Source organism: Streptomyces sp. T12 (assembly GCF_028736035.1).
In the GTDB taxonomy this organism is placed as follows: Bacteria; Actinomycetota; Actinomycetes; order Streptomycetales; family Streptomycetaceae; genus Streptomyces.
Window position 1 is genome coordinate 835,432 of sequence record NZ_CP117866.1, and the last position, 20,569, is coordinate 856,000.

Annotated in this window: 21 protein-coding genes; 10 read left to right on the forward strand and 11 right to left on the reverse strand. The window is 71.7% G+C overall.

Features of this window, described 5'->3' with window-relative positions; genetic code table 11:
- The first annotated feature begins 27 nt into the window (after positions 1-27).
- The gene (locus PBV52_RS03680; protein ID WP_274236810.1) at positions 28-1,242 is read left to right on the forward strand and encodes an MFS transporter; all 1,215 of its coding nucleotides are present in this window, start codon (positions 28-30) and stop codon (positions 1,240-1,242) included.
- Positions 1,243-1,416: 174 nt separating this feature from the next.
- Entirely contained in the window at positions 1,417-1,806 is a 390-nt protein-coding gene (locus tag PBV52_RS03685) for a VOC family protein (RefSeq protein ID WP_274236811.1), read from the forward strand.
- Positions 1,807-1,813: 7 nt separating this feature from the next.
- Here the strand turns inward: PBV52_RS03685 and PBV52_RS03690 are convergent, their stop codons facing one another.
- Positions 1,814-2,380, reverse strand: a complete 567-nt coding sequence (locus PBV52_RS03690) for a DM13 domain-containing protein (protein WP_274236812.1) — start codon at positions 2,378-2,380, stop codon at positions 1,814-1,816.
- A gap of 180 nt (positions 2,381-2,560) precedes the next feature.
- Between PBV52_RS03690 and PBV52_RS03695 the strand changes: the two genes are divergently transcribed.
- On the forward strand, positions 2,561-3,301 hold the full coding sequence (locus tag PBV52_RS03695; RefSeq protein ID WP_274236813.1) for a maleylpyruvate isomerase family mycothiol-dependent enzyme: 741 nt from the start codon (positions 2,561-2,563) through the stop codon (positions 3,299-3,301).
- An 18-nt stretch (positions 3,302-3,319) separates the two neighbouring features.
- Here PBV52_RS03695 and PBV52_RS03700 read toward each other — a convergent pair whose 3' ends face one another.
- Positions 3,320-3,730 carry a MarR family winged helix-turn-helix transcriptional regulator gene (locus tag PBV52_RS03700; RefSeq protein ID WP_274236814.1) on the reverse strand — a complete coding sequence of 137 codons (411 nt, stop codon included), beginning with the start codon at positions 3,728-3,730 and terminating at the stop codon, positions 3,320-3,322.
- Between the two features lie 85 nt (positions 3,731-3,815).
- Here PBV52_RS03700 and PBV52_RS03705 point away from each other — a divergent pair, with 85 nt between their 5' ends.
- Both PBV52_RS03705 and PBV52_RS03710 read left to right on the forward strand, forming a co-directional pair.
- A complete protein-coding gene (locus tag PBV52_RS03705) occupies positions 3,816-5,297 on the forward strand; it encodes an MFS transporter (RefSeq protein WP_274236815.1) in 1,482 nt (493 codons plus the stop codon).
- 249 nt (positions 5,298-5,546) lie between these two features.
- Positions 5,547-5,849, forward strand: a complete 303-nt coding sequence (locus PBV52_RS03710) for a DUF6332 family protein (RefSeq protein ID WP_274236816.1) — start codon at positions 5,547-5,549, stop codon at positions 5,847-5,849.
- On the opposite strand, the gene PBV52_RS03715 is transcribed toward PBV52_RS03710, so the two are convergent.
- The 4 genes from PBV52_RS03715 to PBV52_RS03730 form a co-directional block, all read right to left on the reverse strand.
- A complete protein-coding gene (locus PBV52_RS03715; RefSeq protein ID WP_274236817.1) occupies positions 5,810-6,475 on the reverse strand; it encodes a response regulator transcription factor in 666 nt (221 codons plus the stop codon). The genes PBV52_RS03710 and PBV52_RS03715 overlap by 40 nt on opposite strands.
- Positions 6,472-7,719, reverse strand: coding sequence for a sensor histidine kinase (locus PBV52_RS03720; RefSeq protein ID WP_274236818.1), 1,248 nt, complete (start codon positions 7,717-7,719; stop codon positions 6,472-6,474). The genes PBV52_RS03715 and PBV52_RS03720 overlap by 4 nt, the downstream gene beginning before the upstream one ends.
- A gap of 10 nt (positions 7,720-7,729) precedes the next feature.
- A complete protein-coding gene (locus PBV52_RS03725; protein WP_274236819.1) occupies positions 7,730-7,972 on the reverse strand; it encodes a hypothetical protein in 243 nt (80 codons plus the stop codon).
- 216 nt (positions 7,973-8,188) lie between these two features.
- Positions 8,189-8,962, reverse strand: a complete 774-nt coding sequence (locus tag PBV52_RS03730) for a TetR/AcrR family transcriptional regulator (RefSeq protein WP_274236820.1) — start codon at positions 8,960-8,962, stop codon at positions 8,189-8,191.
- 128 nt (positions 8,963-9,090) lie between these two features.
- Between PBV52_RS03730 and PBV52_RS03735 the strand changes: the two genes are divergently transcribed.
- The gene (locus PBV52_RS03735; RefSeq protein WP_274236821.1) at positions 9,091-9,540 is read left to right on the forward strand and encodes a nitroreductase family deazaflavin-dependent oxidoreductase; all 450 of its coding nucleotides are present in this window, start codon (positions 9,091-9,093) and stop codon (positions 9,538-9,540) included.
- Positions 9,541-9,602: 62 nt separating this feature from the next.
- On the opposite strand, the gene PBV52_RS03740 is transcribed toward PBV52_RS03735, so the two are convergent.
- Positions 9,603-10,841, reverse strand: coding sequence for a geranylgeranyl reductase family protein (locus PBV52_RS03740; protein ID WP_274236822.1), 1,239 nt, complete (start codon positions 10,839-10,841; stop codon positions 9,603-9,605).
- 133 nt (positions 10,842-10,974) lie between these two features.
- Between PBV52_RS03740 and PBV52_RS03745 the strand changes: the two genes are divergently transcribed.
- On the forward strand, positions 10,975-12,345 hold the full coding sequence (locus PBV52_RS03745) for a dipeptidase (RefSeq protein ID WP_274236823.1): 1,371 nt from the start codon (positions 10,975-10,977) through the stop codon (positions 12,343-12,345).
- A gap of 9 nt (positions 12,346-12,354) precedes the next feature.
- Positions 12,355-13,413, forward strand: a complete 1,059-nt coding sequence (locus PBV52_RS03750) for a protein kinase family protein (RefSeq protein WP_274236824.1) — start codon at positions 12,355-12,357, stop codon at positions 13,411-13,413.
- On the opposite strand, the gene PBV52_RS03755 is transcribed toward PBV52_RS03750, so the two are convergent.
- The 3 genes from PBV52_RS03755 to PBV52_RS03765 all read right to left on the reverse strand — a co-directional run bounded on the left by PBV52_RS03755 (position 13,380) and on the right by PBV52_RS03765 (position 15,928).
- Positions 13,380-14,423 carry an NUDIX domain-containing protein gene (locus PBV52_RS03755; protein ID WP_274236825.1) on the reverse strand — a complete coding sequence of 348 codons (1,044 nt, stop codon included), beginning with the start codon at positions 14,421-14,423 and terminating at the stop codon, positions 13,380-13,382. The two genes, PBV52_RS03750 and PBV52_RS03755, sit on opposite strands and share 34 nt — an antisense overlap.
- Before the next feature lie 145 nt (positions 14,424-14,568).
- On the reverse strand, positions 14,569-14,889 hold the full coding sequence (locus PBV52_RS03760; protein WP_274250012.1) for a hypothetical protein: 321 nt from the start codon (positions 14,887-14,889) through the stop codon (positions 14,569-14,571).
- 31 nt (positions 14,890-14,920) lie between these two features.
- On the reverse strand, positions 14,921-15,928 hold the full coding sequence (locus tag PBV52_RS03765; RefSeq protein WP_274236826.1) for a TIGR01777 family oxidoreductase: 1,008 nt from the start codon (positions 15,926-15,928) through the stop codon (positions 14,921-14,923).
- A gap of 209 nt (positions 15,929-16,137) precedes the next feature.
- Here PBV52_RS03765 and PBV52_RS03770 point away from each other — a divergent pair, with 209 nt between their 5' ends.
- Positions 16,138-18,168, forward strand: coding sequence for an NPCBM/NEW2 domain-containing protein (locus PBV52_RS03770; RefSeq protein WP_274236827.1), 2,031 nt, complete (start codon positions 16,138-16,140; stop codon positions 18,166-18,168).
- A gap of 170 nt (positions 18,169-18,338) precedes the next feature.
- Here the strand turns inward: PBV52_RS03770 and PBV52_RS03775 are convergent, their stop codons facing one another.
- Positions 18,339-19,292 carry an ROK family protein gene (locus tag PBV52_RS03775; RefSeq protein ID WP_274236828.1) on the reverse strand — a complete coding sequence of 318 codons (954 nt, stop codon included), beginning with the start codon at positions 19,290-19,292 and terminating at the stop codon, positions 18,339-18,341.
- Positions 19,293-19,461: 169 nt separating this feature from the next.
- On the opposite strand from PBV52_RS03775, the gene PBV52_RS03780 reads away from it, so the two are divergent.
- Positions 19,462-20,568 carry a LacI family DNA-binding transcriptional regulator gene (locus PBV52_RS03780; protein ID WP_274236829.1) on the forward strand — a complete coding sequence of 369 codons (1,107 nt, stop codon included), beginning with the start codon at positions 19,462-19,464 and terminating at the stop codon, positions 20,566-20,568.
- Position 20,569 lies beyond the last annotated feature (1 nt).

Sequence of the window (20,569 nt, forward strand, 5' to 3'; positions counted from 1 at the left end):
CCTACACGAGTCACCTAGCCTGACTTTGTGCCGCTCATAAACAAACTCCGTTCGCACAACGCCGTGCCGGACAGCGCACTCGGCGCACTCACCCGACTCCGCATCGCCCTCACCGTCTTCTTCGCCCTCGACGGCTTCATCTTCGCCGGCTGGGTCGTGCGCATCCCCGCCATCAAGCACCAGACCGGCGCCTCCGCCAGCACCCTCGGCCTGGCCCTCCTCGGCGTCTCCGCCGGCGCCGTGATCACGATGATGCTCACCGGACGCCTGTGTCGCCGCTACGGCAGCCACCAGGTCACCGTCGTATGCGCCGTCCTGCTCTCCCTCAGCGTCGCCCTCCCCCCGCTCACCCACTCCGCACTGGCCCTCGGCGCCGTCCTGCTGATCTTCGGAGCGGCCTACGGCGGGATCAATGTGGCCTTCAACAGCGCCGCCATCCACCTGGTCGCCGCCCTCCGGCGGCCGATCATGCCAAGCTTCCACGCGGCCTTCAGCCTGGGCGGCATGATCGGTGCGGGTCTGGGCGGACTGGTCGCCGGCCACCTCTCCCCCACGCGGCACCTGCTCGGCCTGACCGTCATCGGGCTGATCGTGACCGCCCTTGCCGGACCCGCTCTCCTGCGGCACGACCCACCGCGGCCGCCCGACGCCCCACGGCACGGCTCCGCCGAGGGCACCGCGCGCCGCCTCGACCGCCACACCCGAGGACTCGTGATCGTCTTCGGGGTGATCGCGCTGTGCACGGCATACGGCGAAGGGGCCCTGGCCGACTGGGGAGCCCTCCACCTCGAACAGGACCTCGGCGCCTCACCGGGGGTCGCGGCCGTGGGGTACTCGTGCTTCGCCCTGGCCATGACCATCGGGCGGCTGACGGGGACGGTCCTGCTCGAACGCCTGGGCCGTACCAGGACCGTGGTCGCGGGCGGCGCCACCGCGGCCGCCGGGATGCTGGTCGGCTCCCTCACCCCCTCCGTGTGGGCGGCGCTGATCGGCTTCGCCGTCACCGGACTCGGCCTCGCCAACCTCTTCCCGGTCGCGGTCGAACGCGCCGGTACGCTCGCCGGCCCCAGCGGCGTCGCGACCGCCTCCACGCTCGGCTACGGCGGCATGCTGCTCGGGCCGCCCGCGATCGGGTTCATGGCCGACTGGTTCTCCCTGTCCACCGCCCTGACCAGCGTCGCCGCGCTGGCGGCCGCAGCAGCACTGATCGGCTTCGTCACGCGACACGCGGCAGCCGACTGAGCGGGGAGGCCAGGCCCAGTCGTATGGATCAGGCCGCCCGAGAGGTGCGGTGCCTTCCGGCCGACCCGAGCGGATGATCCAAACGACAGGGCCTGGAGGCCCGTCTCAGCAGGACGGCCACCCGACCGGGCCCCGGCATTGCCGCTCTCCCCCTCCCCCGCACACCATGGCCCGATGGCGCGACTCCACGACATCGTCATCGACTGTGCCCGCCCGGCCGCCACGGCCCGCTTCTGGGCCGCCGCCCTCGACGGTTACACCGTCGCCCCGTACGACGACGCCGAGCTCGCCAGGCTGCGCGCCCAGGGGATCGCCGACCCGGAGGACGACCCGACCGTGCTCGTCGAGCCCCGCGGCGGCGGCCCCCGCCTGTGGTGCCAGCTCGTCCCGGAGCCCAAGCGCGTCAAGAACCGCCTGCACCTGGACCTCGTCTCCGCCGACCCGGAGACCGAGATCGGCCGGCTCGTGACCCTCGGCGCGAGCGTCCAGGCCCGTCACGAGGACCACGACGTCCTGGCCGACCCCGAGGGCAACGAGTTCTGCCTCTTCACCCTGCGCCCGTGAACCGCCCTCAGGCGCGGGCGAGTTCAGCTGCACCGAACGACACGTCGAAGCGGTCGCACCAGAGGGTGACGCTGCTGTAGCGGGACAGGTCGACATCCTCGGGCACGACGTAGTTCTGGCTTCCCTTGTTGCCCTTGAGCCGGCCGAGGCTCACGTACTCGCCGTCGTCGAAGACGTGCCATCCCGCCCGCCCCTCCTTCACCGGCGCGTCGGTGAGCCACACCCGGAGGTCCGGCCCGTTGCTGGTGTCGAGATCCTCCAGGCGTACGACGTGGGAGCCGTCCGCCAGACGCACGAGTTTCACCGAGCCCGACGTCGTGTGCTCATGGCTGATCAGCTCGCCGCCGGCCAGCGTCTGCGGTCCGGGCGCGGGGGCGGCCGCGTCGGCCGGGGAAGGCGCCACCGCGGGCGAGGCGGGGCTCCGTGCGGCCTGGGGCAGAGCCTCCTCGACCGTCTTGTCCTGCCAGAGCTTCCACGGCTGGAACCAGTACAGCCCGAAGCCGCCCGCGACGACGGCCAGAACCAGCACTCCGACGAACCACCGCCTGCCCAGCGTTTTCCGCACCCGCCCCATATCCGTCCCGCTTCCTGAGAGTTGCCTGTCGACGCTCATTGCGCCGCCCACCCATTCCAACGGAACGCGAGACCGCCCGGGTACCTCGACGGTGATGACGAAACCCTTACATCGACCGGCCGCCCTCACCCCGGCCCCAGCCCTTGCCTTCGACCGCGCTCCATCGTGCACACTCAGCCCATGGAGACAGCCGAGTTCGTTCGATTCCTGGACCGCGAGGGTTCGCTGCTCGCCGCGGCCGCCGAGGAGGCGGGGGTCGATGGCAAGGTGCCGACCTGCCCGGACTGGCAGGTGCGGGATCTGGTGCGGCACACGGGCATGGTGCACCGCTGGGCGGCGTCTTTCGTCGCCGACGGCCGCACCTCCCCCCATCCCCCCGAGGGTCCGCCCGACCTCGACGGCGCCGACCTGCTGGCCTGGTTCCGGGAAGGACACCGCCATCTCGTCGGCACCCTCTCCGCCGCCTCCCCCGACGTCCGGTGCTTCCACTTCCTGCCCGCACCCTCGCCGCTCGCGTTCTGGGCACGCAGACAGGCCCACGAGACGGCCGTGCACCGCTTCGACGCGGAGGCGGCGCGCGGCGGCACGCCGAGCGAGATCGACGCCGGCTTCGCGACGGACGGCATCGACGAGTTGCTGTGCGCCTTCCACGCCCGGCCCAAGAGCCGGGTCCGCAGCGCCGAGCCGCGGGTGCTGCGGGTGCGGGCGACGGACACAGGCGACGCGGTGTGGACCGTACGGCTGTCTCAGGAGCCGCCCTTGACCGAGCGGGGCGATGCCGGACGGGCCGACTGCGAGATCGCCGGGCCGGTCGCGCACCTGTATCTGTCGCTGTGGAACCGGCTGCCCCTGCCGAGTGTGACCGGCGACGCCTCGGTGGCCGCGCTGTGGCGCGAGAACTCGGCCATCGTCATGAGCTGAACCCAGGGCGTACGCCGCTCAGTTCGCGAGCATCCTCGTCAGCACCGCACGCTGCACCGGCAGCACCTCGCCGTGCAGCGTACGCCCCTTCGCCGTGAGGGCCACGCGCACGCCGCGCCGGTCCTCCGGGCACATACAGCGCTGGACGAGGCCGTCCTTCTCCAGCCGGGCGACGAGCCGCGACAGCGCGCTCTGACTGAGATGCACCCGCTCGGAGATCTCCTGCACGCGCAATGCGGGGTCACTCCCCGAGCTTCCCGAGGTGCCCCGCGCCGAACCCGCGGCCAGTACGTCCAGGACCTCGAAGTCGCTGGCACACAGGCCGTGTTGGTGCAGCGCACGGTCCAGTTCGCACTGCGTGCGCGCGTGCAGCGCCAGGATGTCCCGCCACTGGTCCACGAGCGCCTGCTCGGCCTTCTTCGCCGCCATGCGCGCACCGTAGCAGAACACAGAGTTTGTTGCATCAGAATTAAATGCGTTTGCATCTCATGCATGCGCATGTAGTGTCCTCGGCATGACCTCTCCGCTCACCAACCCGGCGTCCGAAGGACGTTGGACCCCCCGGCTGTGGGGCACCCTGCTGGTGCTGTGCGCCGCGATGTTCCTGGACGCGCTGGACGTGTCGATGGTCGGCGTCGCCCTGCCGTCCATCGGTGCCGACCTGGGCCTGTCCACCTCGACCCTGCAATGGATCGTCAGCGGCTACATCCTGGGCTACGGCGGCCTGCTCCTCCTCGGAGGCCGGACCGCCGACCTGCTGGGCCGGCGCCAGGTCTTCCTGGTGGCCCTCGCCGTCTTCGCGCTCGCCTCCCTGCTCGGCGGGCTCGTCGACTCGGGTCCGCTGCTGATCGCCAGCCGCTTCATCAAGGGCCTGAGCGCGGCGTTCACGGCTCCGGCCGGCCTGTCGATCATCACCACGACGTTCCCGGAGGGCCCGCTGCGCAACCGGGCGCTCTCCATCTACACCACCTGCGCGGCCACCGGTTTCTCCATGGGCCTCGTCCTGTCCGGCCTGCTCACCGAGGCCAGTTGGCGCCTGACGATGCTGCTGCCCGCGCCCATCGCCGTGATCGCGCTCGTCGCCGGCTTGAAGATGCTGCCGCGCAGCGAGCGCGAGACGAACCACAGGGGCTACGACATCCCCGGCGCCGTCATCGGCACCGCGTCGATGCTGCTGCTGGTCTTCACGGTCGTACAGGCCCCCGACGTCGGCTGGGCCTCCGCCCGCACGCTGCTGTCCTTCCTCGCCGTCGCCGCGCTCCTGACCGCGTTCGTCCTGGTCGAACGGCGCTCGCCGGGCCCGCTGGTGCGCCTGGGCGTGCTGCGCTCCGGCAACCAGATCCGCGCCCAGCTCGGCGCCATGACCTTCTTCGGCTCGTACATCGGCTTCCAGTTCCTGGCCACGCTGTACCTCCAGACGCTGCTCGGCTGGTCGGCGCTGCAGACGGCGCTCGCCTTCCTGCCCGCGGGCCTGTTGGTGGCGCTGTCCGCGACCAAGATGGGCGCGGTCGTCGACCGGTTCGGCACACCCCGTCTGATCCCCGTGGGCTTCGCCCTGATGGTCGTCGGCTACGCACTCTTCCTGCGGGTCGACCTCGACCCTGTGTACGCGGCGGTGATCCTGCCGAGCATGTTGCTCATCGGCGCCGCCTGCGCGTTGGTCTTCCCCTCGCTCAACATCCAGGCCACCAACGGGGTCGACGACCACGAGCAGGGCATGGTCTCCGGTCTGCTCAACACCTCGGTGCAGGTCGGCGGCGCGATCTTCCTGGCCGTCGTGACTGCGGTGGTCACCGCGAACGCCCCGGAGAATGCCACCCCGCAGGCCGTCCTCGACAGCTACCGGCCCGGGCTGACCGTCGTGACCGGCATTGCGGTCATCGGGCTCCTGATCACCCTGCCCGGGCTGCGCCCGCGGCGCCGACCGCAGTCCGTGGTTGTCGCGAAGTCCATCCTGAAGGAGGCCGAAGCGGACCGCGTGCCGGTCCGCGACTAGGCCCTGTCGTCAAATTCCCGTCGTCCGCCCGGAGGGCGGGCTGCGCGGCGTCTGGTGCGTGCGATCGCAAGGCGCCGGAGCGCCCTCGTGGCGGAGCCACGTGGGCGGTTCGGCAACGCGGCGAGCGTGCGTGCCAGACGCCGCGCAGCAGGCGGGAATTTGACGACAGGGCCTAGGGGGACGCCTCCACACCGTGTGCCCGGCGGGGTCTGCTTGCCCCGTCGGGCACACGCCTGTGAGACTCGCCGTATGACCGAATACGGGGGACGGCGCGATCAGGCGCGACGGGACGCGATGACTGTCGAGATCGGTTACGCGCTGTGCAGTGCGGCGTTCGCGGCGGCCCTGCTGTTCGCAGCGGTGGCCGGACCGGCGTTCGCCTTCGACCTGTCGGGCGGTGCCCGCAGCACACTCGTCGGCACGGGCGCCACACTCGCGGCGGTCGTGTTCGTCGCCCGTGTCGTCAGCGTCCTGGTCCGCTTCAAGGGAGAGTCTCAGCCCGGCGGAGGGTCTCAGCCCAGCCAGCCCGGCCGCACCAACCCCGACTCGTAGGCCAGGACGACGAGTTGGGCCCGGTCCCGGGCGCCGAGCTTCACCATGGTGCGGCTGACGTGGGTCTTCGCGGTGAGGGGGCTGACCACCAGGCGGCGGGCGATCTCCTCGTTGGACAGTCCGATGCCGACCAGCGCCATCACCTCCCGCTCGCGCTCGGTGAGTCCACCGAGGGCGTCGGCGGCCGCGGGCTCCTTGGAGCGGGCGGCGAACTCGGCGATGAGGCGGCGGGTCACGCCGGGCGAGAGCAGCGCGTCGCCCTCGACCACCGCCCGTACGGCACGCAGGAGTTCCTCCGGCTCGGTGTCCTTGACCAGGAAGCCGGAGGCGCCCGCGCGGATGGCCTCGAAGACGTACTCGTCGAGTTCGAAGGTGGTGAGCATGACCACCTTGACGCCCTTCAGGTCGCCGTCGTCGGTGATCCGGCGGGTCGCGGCGAGGCCGTCGAGGAGCGGCATGCGGATGTCCATCAGGACGACGTCGGGCCGCAGTTCGCGCACCTTGCGCACGGCCTCCTCGCCGTCGGAGGCCTCCCCGGCCACCTCGATGTCCGGCTGCGCGTCGAGCAGTGCCCGGAAGCCGGCCCGCACCAGTGACTGGTCGTCGGCGAGCAGTACGCGGATCACCGGTCCTCCTTCGCCTCGTGGGAAGCCTTCAACGGCAGTACGGCGAGCACCCGGAACCCGCCGTCGGCACGCGGGCCCGCCTCGATCGTGCCACCGAGCGCGGCCGCCCGCTCCCGCATTCCGGCGAGTCCGTTGCCGCTGCCGCCCGCGTCGGCTCCGGTCGCGGGACCGTCGTCGTCGATACGCAACCGTAGCGTCGTCCCGTCGTCGTGATCGAGGTGCACGCGCGCGTGCCGCGATCCCGAGTGCCGTACGACATTGGTGAGGGCTTCCTGGACGATCCGGAAGGCGGCGAGGTCCGTGCCGGGCGCCAGGCGGGGCGGCTCACCCTCGACCTCGACGGTGAGGCCCGCGCTCGCCGCCTGCTGCACCAGTTCGGGCAGCCGGTCGAGGCCGGGAGCCGGTGCGCGGGGCGCGTCGCCGGGCGTGCGCAGCGTGTCCAGGACCTGGCGGACCTCGCCGAGTGCCTCCTTGCTCTTGGCCTTGATGGTGGTGAGCGCCGTGCGCGCCTGCTCGGGGTCGGTGTCGAGGAGGGCGAGGCCGACGCCCGCCTGCACATTGATCACGGAGATGCTGTGCGCGAGGACGTCGTGCAGTTCGCGGGCGATCCGCAGCCGCTCCTCGTCGGCGCGCCGCCGCGCCGCCTGCGCCCGCTCGGCCCGCTCCCGCGCCCACTGCTCGCGCCGCGTCTTCGCCAGCTCCGACACCGCCACGATCGCCGCGACCCAGGCGGCGATCACGCCCTCCTGCCCCCAGGGGGCGGCCGGGTCGTCGGACGGCGGCAGCCACTGGTACAGCCAGTGCGCCACCAGGGCGTGCCCCACCCAGAACACCCCGACCGCCGCCCAGGCGGCCTTGCGGTGCCCCATGACGATGGCGTTGAAGCAGGCCACCGCCACGGCCACGAAGACAGGCCCGTACGGGTACCCGGCGCCCAGGTAGAGCGTGGCGGCCACCGACGTCCCGAAGGCGACGACCACCGGATAGCGCTTGCGCCACAGCAGCAGCCCCGTCGCGACGAACAGCAGCACGCGCGCGTAGGGGTCGAGAGCCTCCCGGTCGTCCAGCTGGCCCTGCGCCGCGAAGTTCGAACCGGCCATCACGAAGACCGTGATCAGCGCGGTGGAGCGCCAGGGCCAGCGAGGAGCGTGCTCCTCGCCGCCCTCCCACCGGTCCCACCACGGCGGCCCGTGCCGCCACCACATCGGCGGACCGCCGCCCCGGCGCACCTGCTGCTCGTCCATGTCCGCCACGCTAGACGCGATGGCCGCCGCACGGCGTCACCCGGGCGTGGTGATCACACGTACTCCCCGCGAAGTACGTCCGCCGACTCGGCCACCCCTGATCCGCAACCGCCGCAGCCGCAGCAGCCGACGCAGCCGCAGCAGCCACCGAGGCGCCGACCAGTTCGCGCGCCCGTGGGAGCCGCACCGTCGCCGGCCGCAGCACGACCCGGACGAGGGTGGCGTCGACGAGGATCGTCAGGGGCAGAAGCACGTCTCCGGGCTGCGCCGCGCGCGGGCCACCGAACTCGCCCGGCACGCCGAGGAGTTGTGGCGCGGCGAACTCGCCGAGGGCCTCCAGGCGCCGTATCTCGCGGCGGAGCGCCTGCGCTGGGCCGAGCAGCGCCTCACCGTCCTCGACGGCCGTGCTCGCCGGCGAGACCCGGGACCCGGGGCCCGCACTGCGCTCACTGCACGCCCGGATCCTGCGTCAGGACCCGGAACTGCCGCCGTCGCCGCCGGTTCCGGTACCGGTGCCCTGACAGTTCGCGTCGGTCTGCTGCCGGCCCTCCACCAGGCCCACCCCGTGCGCGAGCCGGGCCGCCGCATGCCGGAAGAACGTCTCCCTGTCCTCCACGACCCGGTTGAACTGCCCGAACAGCTCGAACCCGACGAGCCCGAAGAGCTCGGCCCAGGAGGCGATGAGAGCAGCGACGTTCGCCGGGGGGAGGTCGGAGGCCAGGTCGGCTGCCATGCGCTCGGCCTCGGGGCGCAGTTCGGCGGGCAGGGGCGGTTCAAAGAGGCCGGAGCCTGGGCCCCGGTGGGCGTCGCGGAGGATGCCGATGAAGACGAGGCCGACGCGGGAGGCGGGCGGGACCGTGGTGTCGGGCGCGGTGTACCCGGGCACGGGCGAGCCGTAGATCAGCGCGTACTCGTGCGGGTGCCGCAGCGCCCAGTCGCGCACGGCCTCGGCGACCGCCGTCCAGCGCTGTACGGGCCCGGCGTCGGCGGCCTTGTGGTGCGCGGCCTCGGCACTCTCCCCGAGCGAGTCGTAGGCATCGATGATGAGCGCGGTCAGCAGGTCGTCCCGGCTGGGGAAGTAACGGTAGAGGGCGGAGGAGACCATGCCGAGTTCCCGGGCCACGGCCCGCAGCGAGAGCTTGGCGGCGCCCTCGGCCGCGAGCTGTCTGCGCGCCTCGTCCTTGATGGCCGCGGTGACTTCCATCCTGGCGCGGGCGCGTGCGCCCTGTGCGGTGCTGCTCATGTGAGGCAGTCTCCCACGAAAACAGAGCAGTGCACGCATTCGAGAGCAGTGCTCTTGCTTTGGATCACCGATCTCGTGCACACTGCTCTCAAGTGAGAGCACCGCTCTCTCAAACTCTGGGGGTCACCATGACGTCGCCGTACTACCTCAAGGGCAGCCCGCTGAACGTCCGCCTCAACAGCGTCATCGGCTGGCTGGCCCGGCGCGGGCTCAGCATCGCGGGCACGGCGGAGATGTCGGTGCGCGGGCGCAAGAGCGGCCGGATGCAGCGCATCCCGGTCAACCCGCACACGTACGAAGGCACGCAGTACCTCGTCTCGGCGCGCGGCCACTCCCAGTGGGTGCGCAACATGCGCGCCGCAGGCGGCGGGGAGCTGCGCGTCGGGCGCAAGGTGCGTGAGTTCACCGCGGTGGAGCTTCCCGACGAGGAGAAGCTCCCGATCGTGCGGACCTATCTGGAGAAGTGGGGCTGGGAGGTCAACCAGTACTTCCAGGGGGTCACCGCGAAGTCCTCCGACGAGGAGATCATCGCGGCGGCCCCGGACCACCCCGTCTTCCGGATCACCGTCGAGAAGTGACCCGGGCCGCCGTCACGAGGACGGCAGCACGAGGACGGCAGCACGAGGACGGCAGGCCGCCGTCAGGAAGTTGCCTCATCGCCCGCCGGCGCCTGGCGGCGGTCCAGCGCGGTCAGGGCGCGGTGGGCCATCGGGTGGGTGCGGACGATCTCGGCCAGCGTCGTCGAGCCGCGGGTGATGTCCATGAACGCCTTCCAGGCCGGCCGGAGACCGGTCAGCGTGGCGTGGAAGAGGCCGGGACGGCGCTCGAACACCGTCAGCAGCCGCTTGCCGACGCTCATCTCGACGCCGAGTCCCGCCTTGATCGCGAAGGCGTAGTTCAGGGCCTGGCGCCGGGTGTCCACCGCGTCGTGCGCCTCGGCGATCCGCACCGCCCACTCCCCCGCGAGCCGCCCCGACCGCAGCGCGAACGAGATGCCCTCGCGCGTCCACGGCTCCAGCAGCCCCGCCGCGTCACCGCACACCAGCACCCGCCCGCGCGACAGCGGCGAGTCGTCGGCCCGGCAGCGCGTCAAGTGGCCGGAGGAAATGCTCGGTTCGAACCCGGCGAGTCCGAGCCGCCCGATGAACTCCTCCAAGTACCGCTTGGTGGCCGCTCCTTCGCCGCGCGCCGAGATCACGCCCACCGTCAGCGTGTCGCCCTTGGGGAACACCCAGCCGTAACTGCCGGGAATCGGGCCCCAGTCGATGAGCACCCGCCCCTGCCAGTCCTCGGCGACCGTCTCCGGCACCGGGATCTCCGCCTCCAGGCCGAGATCCACCTGGTCGAGCTTGACGCCGACATGCGCTCCTATCCGGCTGGCGCTGCCGTCCGCGCCGACGACGGCCCGCGCGAGCAGCGTCTCGCCGCCCTGCAGGACGACGGCGACGCTGCGCCGGTCCGGCACGGCCGAGCCGTGCTGCTCGACGCGCTGCACGGTGACGCCCGTACGCAGTTCGGCGCCCGCCTTCTGCGCGTGCTCGACGAGTTGCTGGTCGAACTCGGGCCGGTTGATCAGCCCGAACAGCATCTGCTTGGAGCGCCGGGTGCGGGTGAAGCGGCCGTTGTGCGAGAAGGTGACCGCGTGCACCCGGTCCCGGAAGGGCAGCTCGAAGCCGGGTGGGAGCGAGTCGCGCGAGGGGCCGATGATGCCGCCGCCGCACGTCTTGTAGCGCGGCAGCTCCGCCTTCTCCAGCAACAGCACGCGCCGCCCGGCGACCGCTGCCGCATAGGCGGCCGAAGCGCCCGCGGGTCCCGCGCCCACCACGACGACGTCCCACACCTGCCGCACGTCGTCCGCCGAAGAGTTCTCGCTGCTCACGATGGTCTACTGCTCCCGCTCAAGCCGCCGTCTGCTGCTGTCCCCCGCATCCTACGGCGGGCATCGTCGCAGGCCGCTGTGGGAGGATCACAGCACTCATACGTACAACGTCGCACCCACAAGGAGCGTGCCCATGTCGTCGAATCCGGTCGCCGAGACCGTCGCCTCGCTGATGCCCAGGGCGAAGGCGGAGCTCACCGAGCTGGTGGCATTCAAATCGGTGGCGGACTTCGACCAGTTCCCGAAGAGCGAGAGCGAAGGCGCCGCCCGCTGGGTCGCCGACGCGCTCACCGCGGAGGGCTTCGAGGACGTGGCCCTGCTCGACACCCCCGACGGCACGCAGTCGGTGTACGGCTACCTGCCCGGCCCCGAGGGTGCGAAGACGGTGCTGCTGTACGCCCACTACGACGTGCAGCCCCCGCTGGACGAGGCCGCCTGGAGCACCCCGCCCTTCGAGCTGACCGAGCGCGACGGCCGCTGGTACGGGCGCGGGTCCGCCGACTGCAAGGGCGGCCTGATCATGCACCTGCTGGCGCTGCGCGCGCTCAAGGCGAACGGCGGCGTGCCGGTGCACGTGAAGGTGATCGCCGAGGGCTCGGAGGAGATGGGCACGGGCGGCCTGGAGCGGTACGCCGAGCAGCACCCCGACCTGCTGGCGGCCGACACCATCGTGATCGGCGACGCGGGCAACTTCCGTGTCGGCCTGCCGACGGTCACCTCGACCCTGCGCGGCATGACCCTCCTCCGCGTGCAGATCGACACGCTCGAAGGCAACCTGCACTCCGGCCAGTTCGGCGGGGCCGCGCCCGACGCGCTCGGCGCGCTGATCCGCGTACTGGCCTCGCTGCGCGCCGAGGACGGCTCGACGACGGTGGAAGGGCTGACCGGCGAGTCGTCGTGGGAGGGCCTGCAGTACGAGGAGGCGCAGTTCCGCCAGGACGCCAAGATCCTCGACGGCGTCGAGCTGATCGGCTCCGGCACGGTCGCCGACCGCATCTGGGCGCGCCCCGCCGTCACGGTCCTCGGCATCGACTGCCCGCCGGTCGTCGGCGCCACCCCGTCCGTGCAGGCGAGCGCCCGTGCGCTGATCAGCCTGCGGGTGCCGCCGGGCGTGGACGCGGCCCAGGCGACCAAGCTGCTCCAGGCCCACCTGGAGTCGCACACGCCGTGGGGTGCCCGGGTGCGCACCGAGCAGATAGGCCAGGGCCAGGCGTTCCGCGCCGACACGAGCAGCCCGGCGTACCAGGCCATGGCGGACGCGATGGCGGTGGCGTACCCGGGTCAGGAGATGCAGTACGCCGGCCAGGGCGGCTCGATCCCGCTGTGCAACACCCTCGCCGCCCTCTACCCGCACGCGGAGATCCTCCTCATCGGCCTGAGCGAGCCGGAGGCCCAGATCCACGCGGTGAACGAGAGCGTGTCTCCGGAGGAGCTGGAGCGTCTCTCGGTCGCCGAGGCGCTGTTCCTGCGCAATTACGCCGCAGGTCAGGGGATTTCGGGCTGAGGATGGGGCATGACCCGCACCGAGCGCCTCACCGCCCACACCGACATCGCCACGTCCCTGGCGCTGCTCAGCGACCATGAACTCGCGGAACTCGTGGAGTCGGGCACGCCGCTCGGCACCGGGATCGGCGGGCGCTCGACGCTGATCGAGGTGGACGGCAGACGGGTCTTCGTGAAACGGGCCCCGCTCACCGATGTCGAGTTGCGGCCGCAGAACATCCGCTCCACGGCGAACCTTCTCGGGCTGCCGGCCTACTTCCACTACGGCATCGGCAGCCCGGGGTTCGGTGCCTGGCGGGAGCTCGCGGTACACACCATGACGACGAACTGGGTCGTCTCAGACCGTTTCTCGGGCTTCCCGCTGACGCACCACTGGCGGATCCTGCCGCAGCCGCCGCAGCCCCTCCCCGACGAGCTGGCCGACGTGGAGCGGGCCGTCGCCTACTGGGGCGGCGACCCGCGGGTGCGTGAGCGCATCGAAGGACTGCGGACGGCGTCCGCGAGCCTGGCGCTGTTCCTGGAGTTCGTGCCGCACACCCTGCACGACTGGCTGGACGCCCAGTTGCGCACGGACGACGCCGACGCCGCATGCGCCTTCGTGGAACGGGAGCTCACGGCTGTCACCGACTTCCTCCACGAGGTCCGGCTTCTGCATTTCGACGCCCACTTCCAGAACATCCTCACCGACGGGCGCCGGCTCTACCTGGCCGACTACGGGCTCGCACTCTCGGCCCGCTTCCCGCTCACGCCTCAGGAGCGCGAGTTCTTCGACCGCCATCGCCTCTACGACCGTGTCTACACCGCCACCCGCCTGGTGAACTGGCTGGCCACCGCGCTGTACGGGTACGGCCTGCAGGAGCGTGAGGCCTTCGTGCGTGCCTGCGCCGACGGCATGCGGCCCGAGGGAATCCCGCGGGCCGCCGCCGACATCATCAAGCGGTACGCGCCGCTCGCCGCCGTGATGGGTGACTTCGCCAGGCGGCTGCAGAACGAGAGCAGGCTGGCCCCGTTCCCGCACGACGAGCTGCGGCGCGCTCAGGAAGGCGCTGGAATGCCCGCCTCCAGATAGAACGCCGCCCCACGTTCCCGCGCCCGAAGCGCCCAGCGCAGCCGCTCGTAGCGCACCGGTGGCAGCAGTTCGGCCGCCTCCTCCTCGGTGACGAAGCGCCAGTCACGCAGCTCGGGTCCGGGCAGCAGGACGCGTTCGGCCTCCGTCGAGTCGAGGCGGCCCCCGTCGAAGAGGAGGCGCAGACCCCCGTACCCCGGGGGCAAGGGCCGCTCCCAGTCGACGACGAGGAGCCGCGGTACATCGTCCAGCCGTATCCCCGTCTCCTCGGCGACCTCGCGCATGCCCGCGCGCGCGGGCGCCTCGCCGGATTCGACGACGCCGCCGGGAAACTCCCAGCCGGCCTTGTAGGTCGGGTCGACGAGCAGCACCCGGTCCTGCTCGTCGAAGAGCAGGACCCCCGAGGCGACGGTCTCGGCGGTGGGCTCGGGCGTCTGCACGATGTCGCAGACGGGGACCGTACCGCCGCCGACGGCCTCAGCGATCCGGGCAGCGGTCTGGTACGGGGTCAGACCGCCGTTGTCGACCGGATAGGCGTCGGCGGTGAGCCACGAAGCCAATGCGGCGCGATACGGCTCTATGTGGTCGTACGACCACTGCCGGATCCGTATCTCGCCGTCGGGTGGCTCGGGCGGGATCTCCCGCCCCGCTATTCGCTCCCGCAGGATCGTTTCCGCCGGGGCGAGGAGCACGTGCTGGACGGTGATGCGGCGGGCGGCGAGGCCGCCGAAGATCTCGTCGCGGTACTCCTGACGCAGCAGCGTCATCGGAACCACGAGGGTCCCGCCGAGCTCGGCGAGCAGCGCGGCCGCCGTGTCGATCACGAGACGTCGCCAGATCGGCAGGTCCTGGAAGTCACCGACCTCGGTGAGGTGTTTGGGCGGGAGCAGATGGGCGAGCGCTCCGCCGATGACCTCGGGGTCGAAGAGCGTGCTGTTCGGGATCAGCTCGATCAGTTCCCGTGCGGTGGTGGTCTTCCCCGCACCGAACGCACCGTTGATCCAAACGATCACGTTTCCCCCTCTTCTGTTGGCCCCCTGTGGCTTGCCCGCTCCACCCTGCCACGGAAACCAGTTCCCGTAGAGAGCGCACGACAACGGCGCCGACACCCGCTCGGATGCGGGGGTACGGCGCCGTGTGATCGGGTCGGGGTGCTCGTCAGCGCTTCTTTCCGTGGGGGGCGTTGTTCACGGCCCGGTCCGTTTCGCGGTTGATGGCCGTACCGACGGTGTCCAGGGCCCGGTCCACGCTGATCCCGGCGACCTTGGTCTGACCGCCCGTGTTGAGGCCGCCGAGCTTGCTCTGGCCACCCATGTCCAGGCCGCCGACCTTGGGCGCACCGCCGGTGTCGGGCAGCCCGGCGGCAGGGGACCCGGTGCCGGGGGCACCCGAGAGCTCGGCCGAGTGGGAGGGAGTGACCGCCGCGACGACGAATCCGGTGGCGAGGGAGGCGATGGCCAGCATGCTGCGCTTCTTCATGGCCGGTTCAACTGCGAAACGGACCGTGGAGTCACGCCCCGCCTCCGGACAATCGGGACAGTGCGGGAGTCCCCGGCCCGGTCCGCCGCCGGTGGACCCGGCGCAGCCGCACGCGCTGCGCGAGATCGTCGGCCGCTTCCGGCCATCGGGCGTACTCGAAGCCGAACCCCTCGTCGAGCAGCCGGCCGGGGACGACACGTCGGCTCTTGAGCAGCAGCTCGGTGTCCGAGCGCAGCGCGAACGCGCCGATTTCCGCCATCCCTCGCGTGGCGGGCAGGCCCAGGGGGACGCCCCACGCGGAGCGAAGCGCCCGCATGAACGCCCGCTGCGGCAGCGGTTCGGGGGCGGCGAGGTTCACCGGCCCGGTGAGATCCTCCCGGTCGACCAGGAAGTCGACCGCGCGCACGAAGTCGCGGTCGTGGATCCAGGAGACGTACTGTGCGCCGCCCGCGACGGGGCCGCCGAGGCCGAGGCGCGCCAGCCCCAGCAGGACGTCGAACACGCCGCCGTGGTCGGGGCTCATCACCATGGCGGAGCGCAGGGCGACCTTCCGGGTGTGCGGGGTGTCGGCCTCCTCCTGCGCCCGCTCCCAGGCCCTGGCGATCTGCACGCTGTAGCCCCAGTAGTCCGGCACATCGGGCTCGCTGCCGCCGATGACGCCCGTCGCCTCGTCGTTGGGCGCGTCGAAGCGGTGGGCGTAGATGGTGGCCGTGCTCATCTGCAGCCAGACCCGGGGCGGCCGGGCGGCGCGCGAGATCGCCTCGCCCACGACCTCGGTGGAGCGCACCCGCGAATCCATCATCGCCTGGAGGTTGGGTGCGGTGTAGCGGCAGCTGACGCTGCGGCCGGCCAGGTTGATCACAATGTCGCTGCCGTCGATCACGTCGGCCCATTGACCCAATGTCTCACCGTCCCATCGGACTTCCCCGTGCCGCGTGGGCCGTCTGGTCAGGACGACGACGTCGTGGCCCGCGGCGGTCAGCGCGCGGTTCAGGATGGTGCCCACCTGCCCGGTTCCCCCGGGGATCACTATCTTCATCGACTCCCCCATCTCGTGTGAACACGACCCTACCCCAGATGTTGAACATGTTCAAAAAGCGGCTGTAGCCCTCCTAGTCCCTCAAGACCCCCCAGGACTCCGCACGCCGTCACTCGACTTCCCACACGGTCCGACAGCCCCTACCGTGAGCCCCGACATGACGCGTACATGCCGTCATCCCACCTTTGCTGGTTCGGAGGAACGTAACGATGCGTCACCTTCACGCCCGCACAACCCGCACAACCCGCACAACCCGCACAAGAGTGGTCGGAGCACTCGCCGCAGGTCTGCTGTGCACGGCGGGACTCGCCGTCCCCATGGCCACCGCGGCCCCCGTCGCGCCCGCCCTGGACGACGGTCTGGCCCCCACCCCGCCCATGGGCTTCAACAACTGGAACTCCACCCACTGCCGTGCCGAGTTCAACGAGGCCATGGTCAAGGCAATCGCGGACATCTTCGTCCAGAAGGGCCTCAGGGAGGCCGGATACCAGTACGTCAACCTCGACGACTGCTGGGCCCTGCCCTCCAGGGACGCGAACGGAAAGCTGGTGCCCGACCCGGTCCGCTTCCCGAACGGGATCAAGGCCGTCGCCGACTACGTCCACGCGAAGGGCCTCAAGTTCGGCATCTACACCAGCGCGGGCACGAAGACCTGCAACAGCGCCGGTTTCCCGGGCTCGCTCGGCCATGAGTACAGCGACGCCCAGCAGTTCGCGGACTGGGGCGTGGACTACCTCAAGTACGACAACTGCAACAACCAGGGCGTGGACGCCAAGCTGCGCTACACGACCATGCGCGACGCCCTCGAAGCCACCGACCGGCCCATCGTGTACAGCATCTGCGAATGGGGCGAGAACAAGCCCTGGGAATGGGCGGCCGACGTCGGTCATCTGTGGCGCACGACCGGTGACATCAGCGACAACTGGGGCTCGATGCTGTCGATCCTGAAGAAGAACCTGCCGCTCACGCCGTATGCGGGCCCCGGCCACTGGAACGACCCCGACATGCTGGAGGTCGGCAACGGCGGCATGACGGCCACCGAGTACCGCTCGCACTTCTCGATGTGGGCGATCATGGCCGCCCCGCTCCTCATCGGCTCCGACCTGCGCTCGGCTTCCGAGGAGACCTTGGACATCCTCGGCAACCGCGAGGTCATCGCGGTCGACCAGGACCCGCTGGGCAAGCAGGGCGCGGTGATCTCGTCGGAGGGCGGGCGCTGGGTCGTCGCCAAGGAGATGCGGGACGGCAGCCGCGCGGTGGCGCTCTTCAACGAGTCCGGCACCGCCCAGCGCATCACCACGACGGCCGCGGCGGCCGGCCTGCCCGCCGCCGACGCGTACACGCTGCGCGACCTGTGGCAGCACAGGAGCTACAACACCGCGGGCACGATCTCCGCGACCGTCCCCGCCCACGGCACGTTCCTGGTACGCGTCTTTGCCGACCCCGAGTGGGCCCAGCACCCGCCTGCCGTCGAACTCGGCCTGGACGGCAGCCCGTTGCTCGAGGCGGGCGGCTCGGCCGATCTGACGTCGACGGTCACCGACCTCGGGCGTACGACGGCCAAGCGGGTGTCCGTCACGCTGACCGGGCCCGAGGGGTGGGCCGTCCGAGCGACGTCACCGGCCGGCTCGCCGGCACTGCCGACCGGGCGCTCCCTGCGCACCAAGTGGGCGGTCACCGTGCCGCCGGGGGCGCCCACGGGCTCGTACGACCTCACCCTCAGGGCGAGTTACCGCTCCCCGACCGGCGTCCGCGTCGACAGCTCGCTGCCGCTGACCGCGACCGTGGTGGCGCCGCCGCCCTCGGGGTCGTCCGGGCTCGGTGACCTTCCCTGGCTGTCGGCCACCAACGGATGGGGGCCCGTCGAGCGCGACACGAGCAACGGGGAGAGCGCCGCGGGCGACGGGCATCCGATCACCATCGGCGGAGTGACGTACGGCAAGGGGCTCGGTGTCCACGCCGAGAGCACCGTCGCGTACTACACCGGCGGCGCGTGCGAAACGGTCACCGCGGACGTCGGCGTGGACGACGAGGAGGGCGCGGGCGGCACCGTCGCCTTCGAGATCTGGGCCGACGGCACCAGGGCCGCCTCGACCGGTGTCCTCACCAACGCGATGCCGGCCCAGCCGATCACGGCCGACTTGACCGGCGCCCAGGTGGTACGGCTCGTCGTCACCGACGGCGGCGACGGCATCGACTCGGACCACGCGGACTGGGCGGAGGCGCGGGTGAGTTGCTGAGCCGCAGTTGCCGGACGGCTGAGCTGAGCGGCGGCCACCGGCCCCTGCGGCCGCTCAGCTCCCAGCTCCCAGCTCTCAGCTCCCCGCAGCCCACCTGATCCGATGTGCGGCCTCCCGGCCGCCCTCACCCCATTCCGCGGAGTGAACGTTCCTGCCCTACCCGCGCGCCCTCACACCCCCGCCGCGGCCGCCCCCGCCTTCCCGGCGAGGGCGGCCGCGGCGGCGCCCACCAGGCCGGCGTCCGTGCCCATCTGGGCCGGCGTGATCGTCAGGCGCTGGACGAAGGACAGGGTGGCGTAGTCGGTCAGCGCCTTGCGGAGCGGCGTGAAGAGGACGTCGCCCGCCTTGCCCACTCCCCCGCCGATCACGGCGATGTCGATCTCGACGAGCGTCGCGGTGGCCGCGATCCCGGCGGCCAGGGCTCGCGCGGCCCGCGCGAAGGAGGCCACGGCGACCGGGTCGCCGTCCCGCGCGGCGGCGGCCACTGCGGCGGCGGACGTGTCGCCGTCCGGGCCGGGCCGCCAGCCGTTCTCGAGTGCCCGCCGGGCGATGTTCGGGCCGCTGGCGATGCGCTCCACGCAGCCGCGGGAACCGCACGGGCACGGGTCGCCGTCGAGGTCGACGCTGATGTGGCCGATGTGGCCGGCGTTGCCGGTCGGGCCGGGGTGCAGCCGGCCGTTCAGCACCAGGCCGCCGCCGACACCGGTGGAGACGACCATGCAGAGGGCGTTGTCGTGCCCCCGTGCCGCTCCCTGCCAGTGTTCGGCCGCCGTGATGGCCACGCCGTCGCCGATCAGCTCCACGGGCAGACCGCCGGCCGCTTCCCGGACCCGCCGGACCAGCGGGTAGTCGCGCCAGCCGGGCACGTTCACCGGACTGACGGTGCCCGCGGAGGCGTCCACCGGTCCCGCGCTGCCGATACCGAGGGCGGTCGCGCGCTCCCACAGCGGCGACGCGGTGAGCTCGCCGACGACCTCCTCGACGGCCCGCATCACCGTCTCGCCGTCCTCCCGCGCCGGCGTCGCGCGCTGGGCCCGGACCGCGATCGTGCCGTGGCCGTCCACCAGCGCTCCGGCGATCTTGGTGCCGCCGATGTCGAGCGCAGCCACGAGGTCGGTGTGCATCAGTGTCAGTTCTCCCCGTCAACCATTCGGATCTCCCCGTCAACCACGGGAAATGGGCGAGCCGGTCTCACGGTGGGGGCGCAGGCCGGAGATTGCGGTGGACAGTGTCTCCCGGATCTGACAACGTTGTCCAGGCTCTATGCTCGACGCCACATCCTCATACAAACCCATGGACCGACGCATCCCCGTGGACGACAGGACAGGAATCCGCATCGTGCCCGAGACCATCCGCCGATCCGACCGCCACGAAGACGGCCTCTCCGGGTCCCGCTACGGCAATCGTCCGACCATGAAGGACGTAGCAGCGCGCGCCGGAGTCGGCCTGAAGACCGTCTCGCGGGTGGTCAACGGGGAGCCGGGCGTCACCCCGGAGACGGAGCGCCGCGTCCAGGAGGCCATCGACGCCCTGGGCTTCCGCCGCAACGACAGCGCGCGGGTGCTGCGCAAGGGCCGTACGGCGAGCGTCGGCCTGGTCCTGGAGGATCTCGCGGACCCCTTCTACGGCCCGCTCAGCCGGGCGGTCGAGGAGGTCGCCCGGGCGCACGGCGCGCTGCTCATCAACGGCTCCAGCGCCGAGGACCCGGACCGCGAGCAGGAGCTGGCGCTGGCGCTGTGCGCGCGGCGGGTGGACGGGCTGGTGATCATTCCCGCCGGTGACGACCACCGGTACCTGGAGCCCGAGCTGAAGGCGGGCGTCGCCACCGTGTTCGTCGACCGTCCCGCCGGGAAGATCGACGCCGACTGCGTCCTGTCCGACAACTACGGCGGCGCCCGCGACGGCGTCGCCCACCTCATCGCCCACGGACACCGCCGGATCGGCTTCATCGGCGACATGCCCCGCATCCACACGGCCGCCGAGCGGCTGCGCGGCTATCGGGCCGCCATGGAGGACGCGGGCATACCGGTGGAGGACTCCTGGATGTCCTTGGGCGTCACCGACCCGGAGCGGGTGCGCCGGGCGGCCGAGGAGATGCTCACCGGCCCCTCCCCCGTCACCGCGATCTTCGCGGGCAACAACCGGGTGACGGTCACCGTGATCCGGGTCCTGGCCGAGCAGGCCCGCCGCGTCGCCCTCGTCGGCTTCGACGACATCGAACTCGCCGACCTGCTGCAGCCGGGCGTCACCGTCGTCGCCCAGGACGCGGCGGCGATCGGCCGTACCGCCGCCGAGCGCCTGTTCCGGCAGCTGGACGGCACCCTGGTCGCCCCGGAACGCATCGAGCTGCCGACGCGGCTGATCACCCGCGGCTCGGGCGAGCTGCCGCCGGCGGACTGAG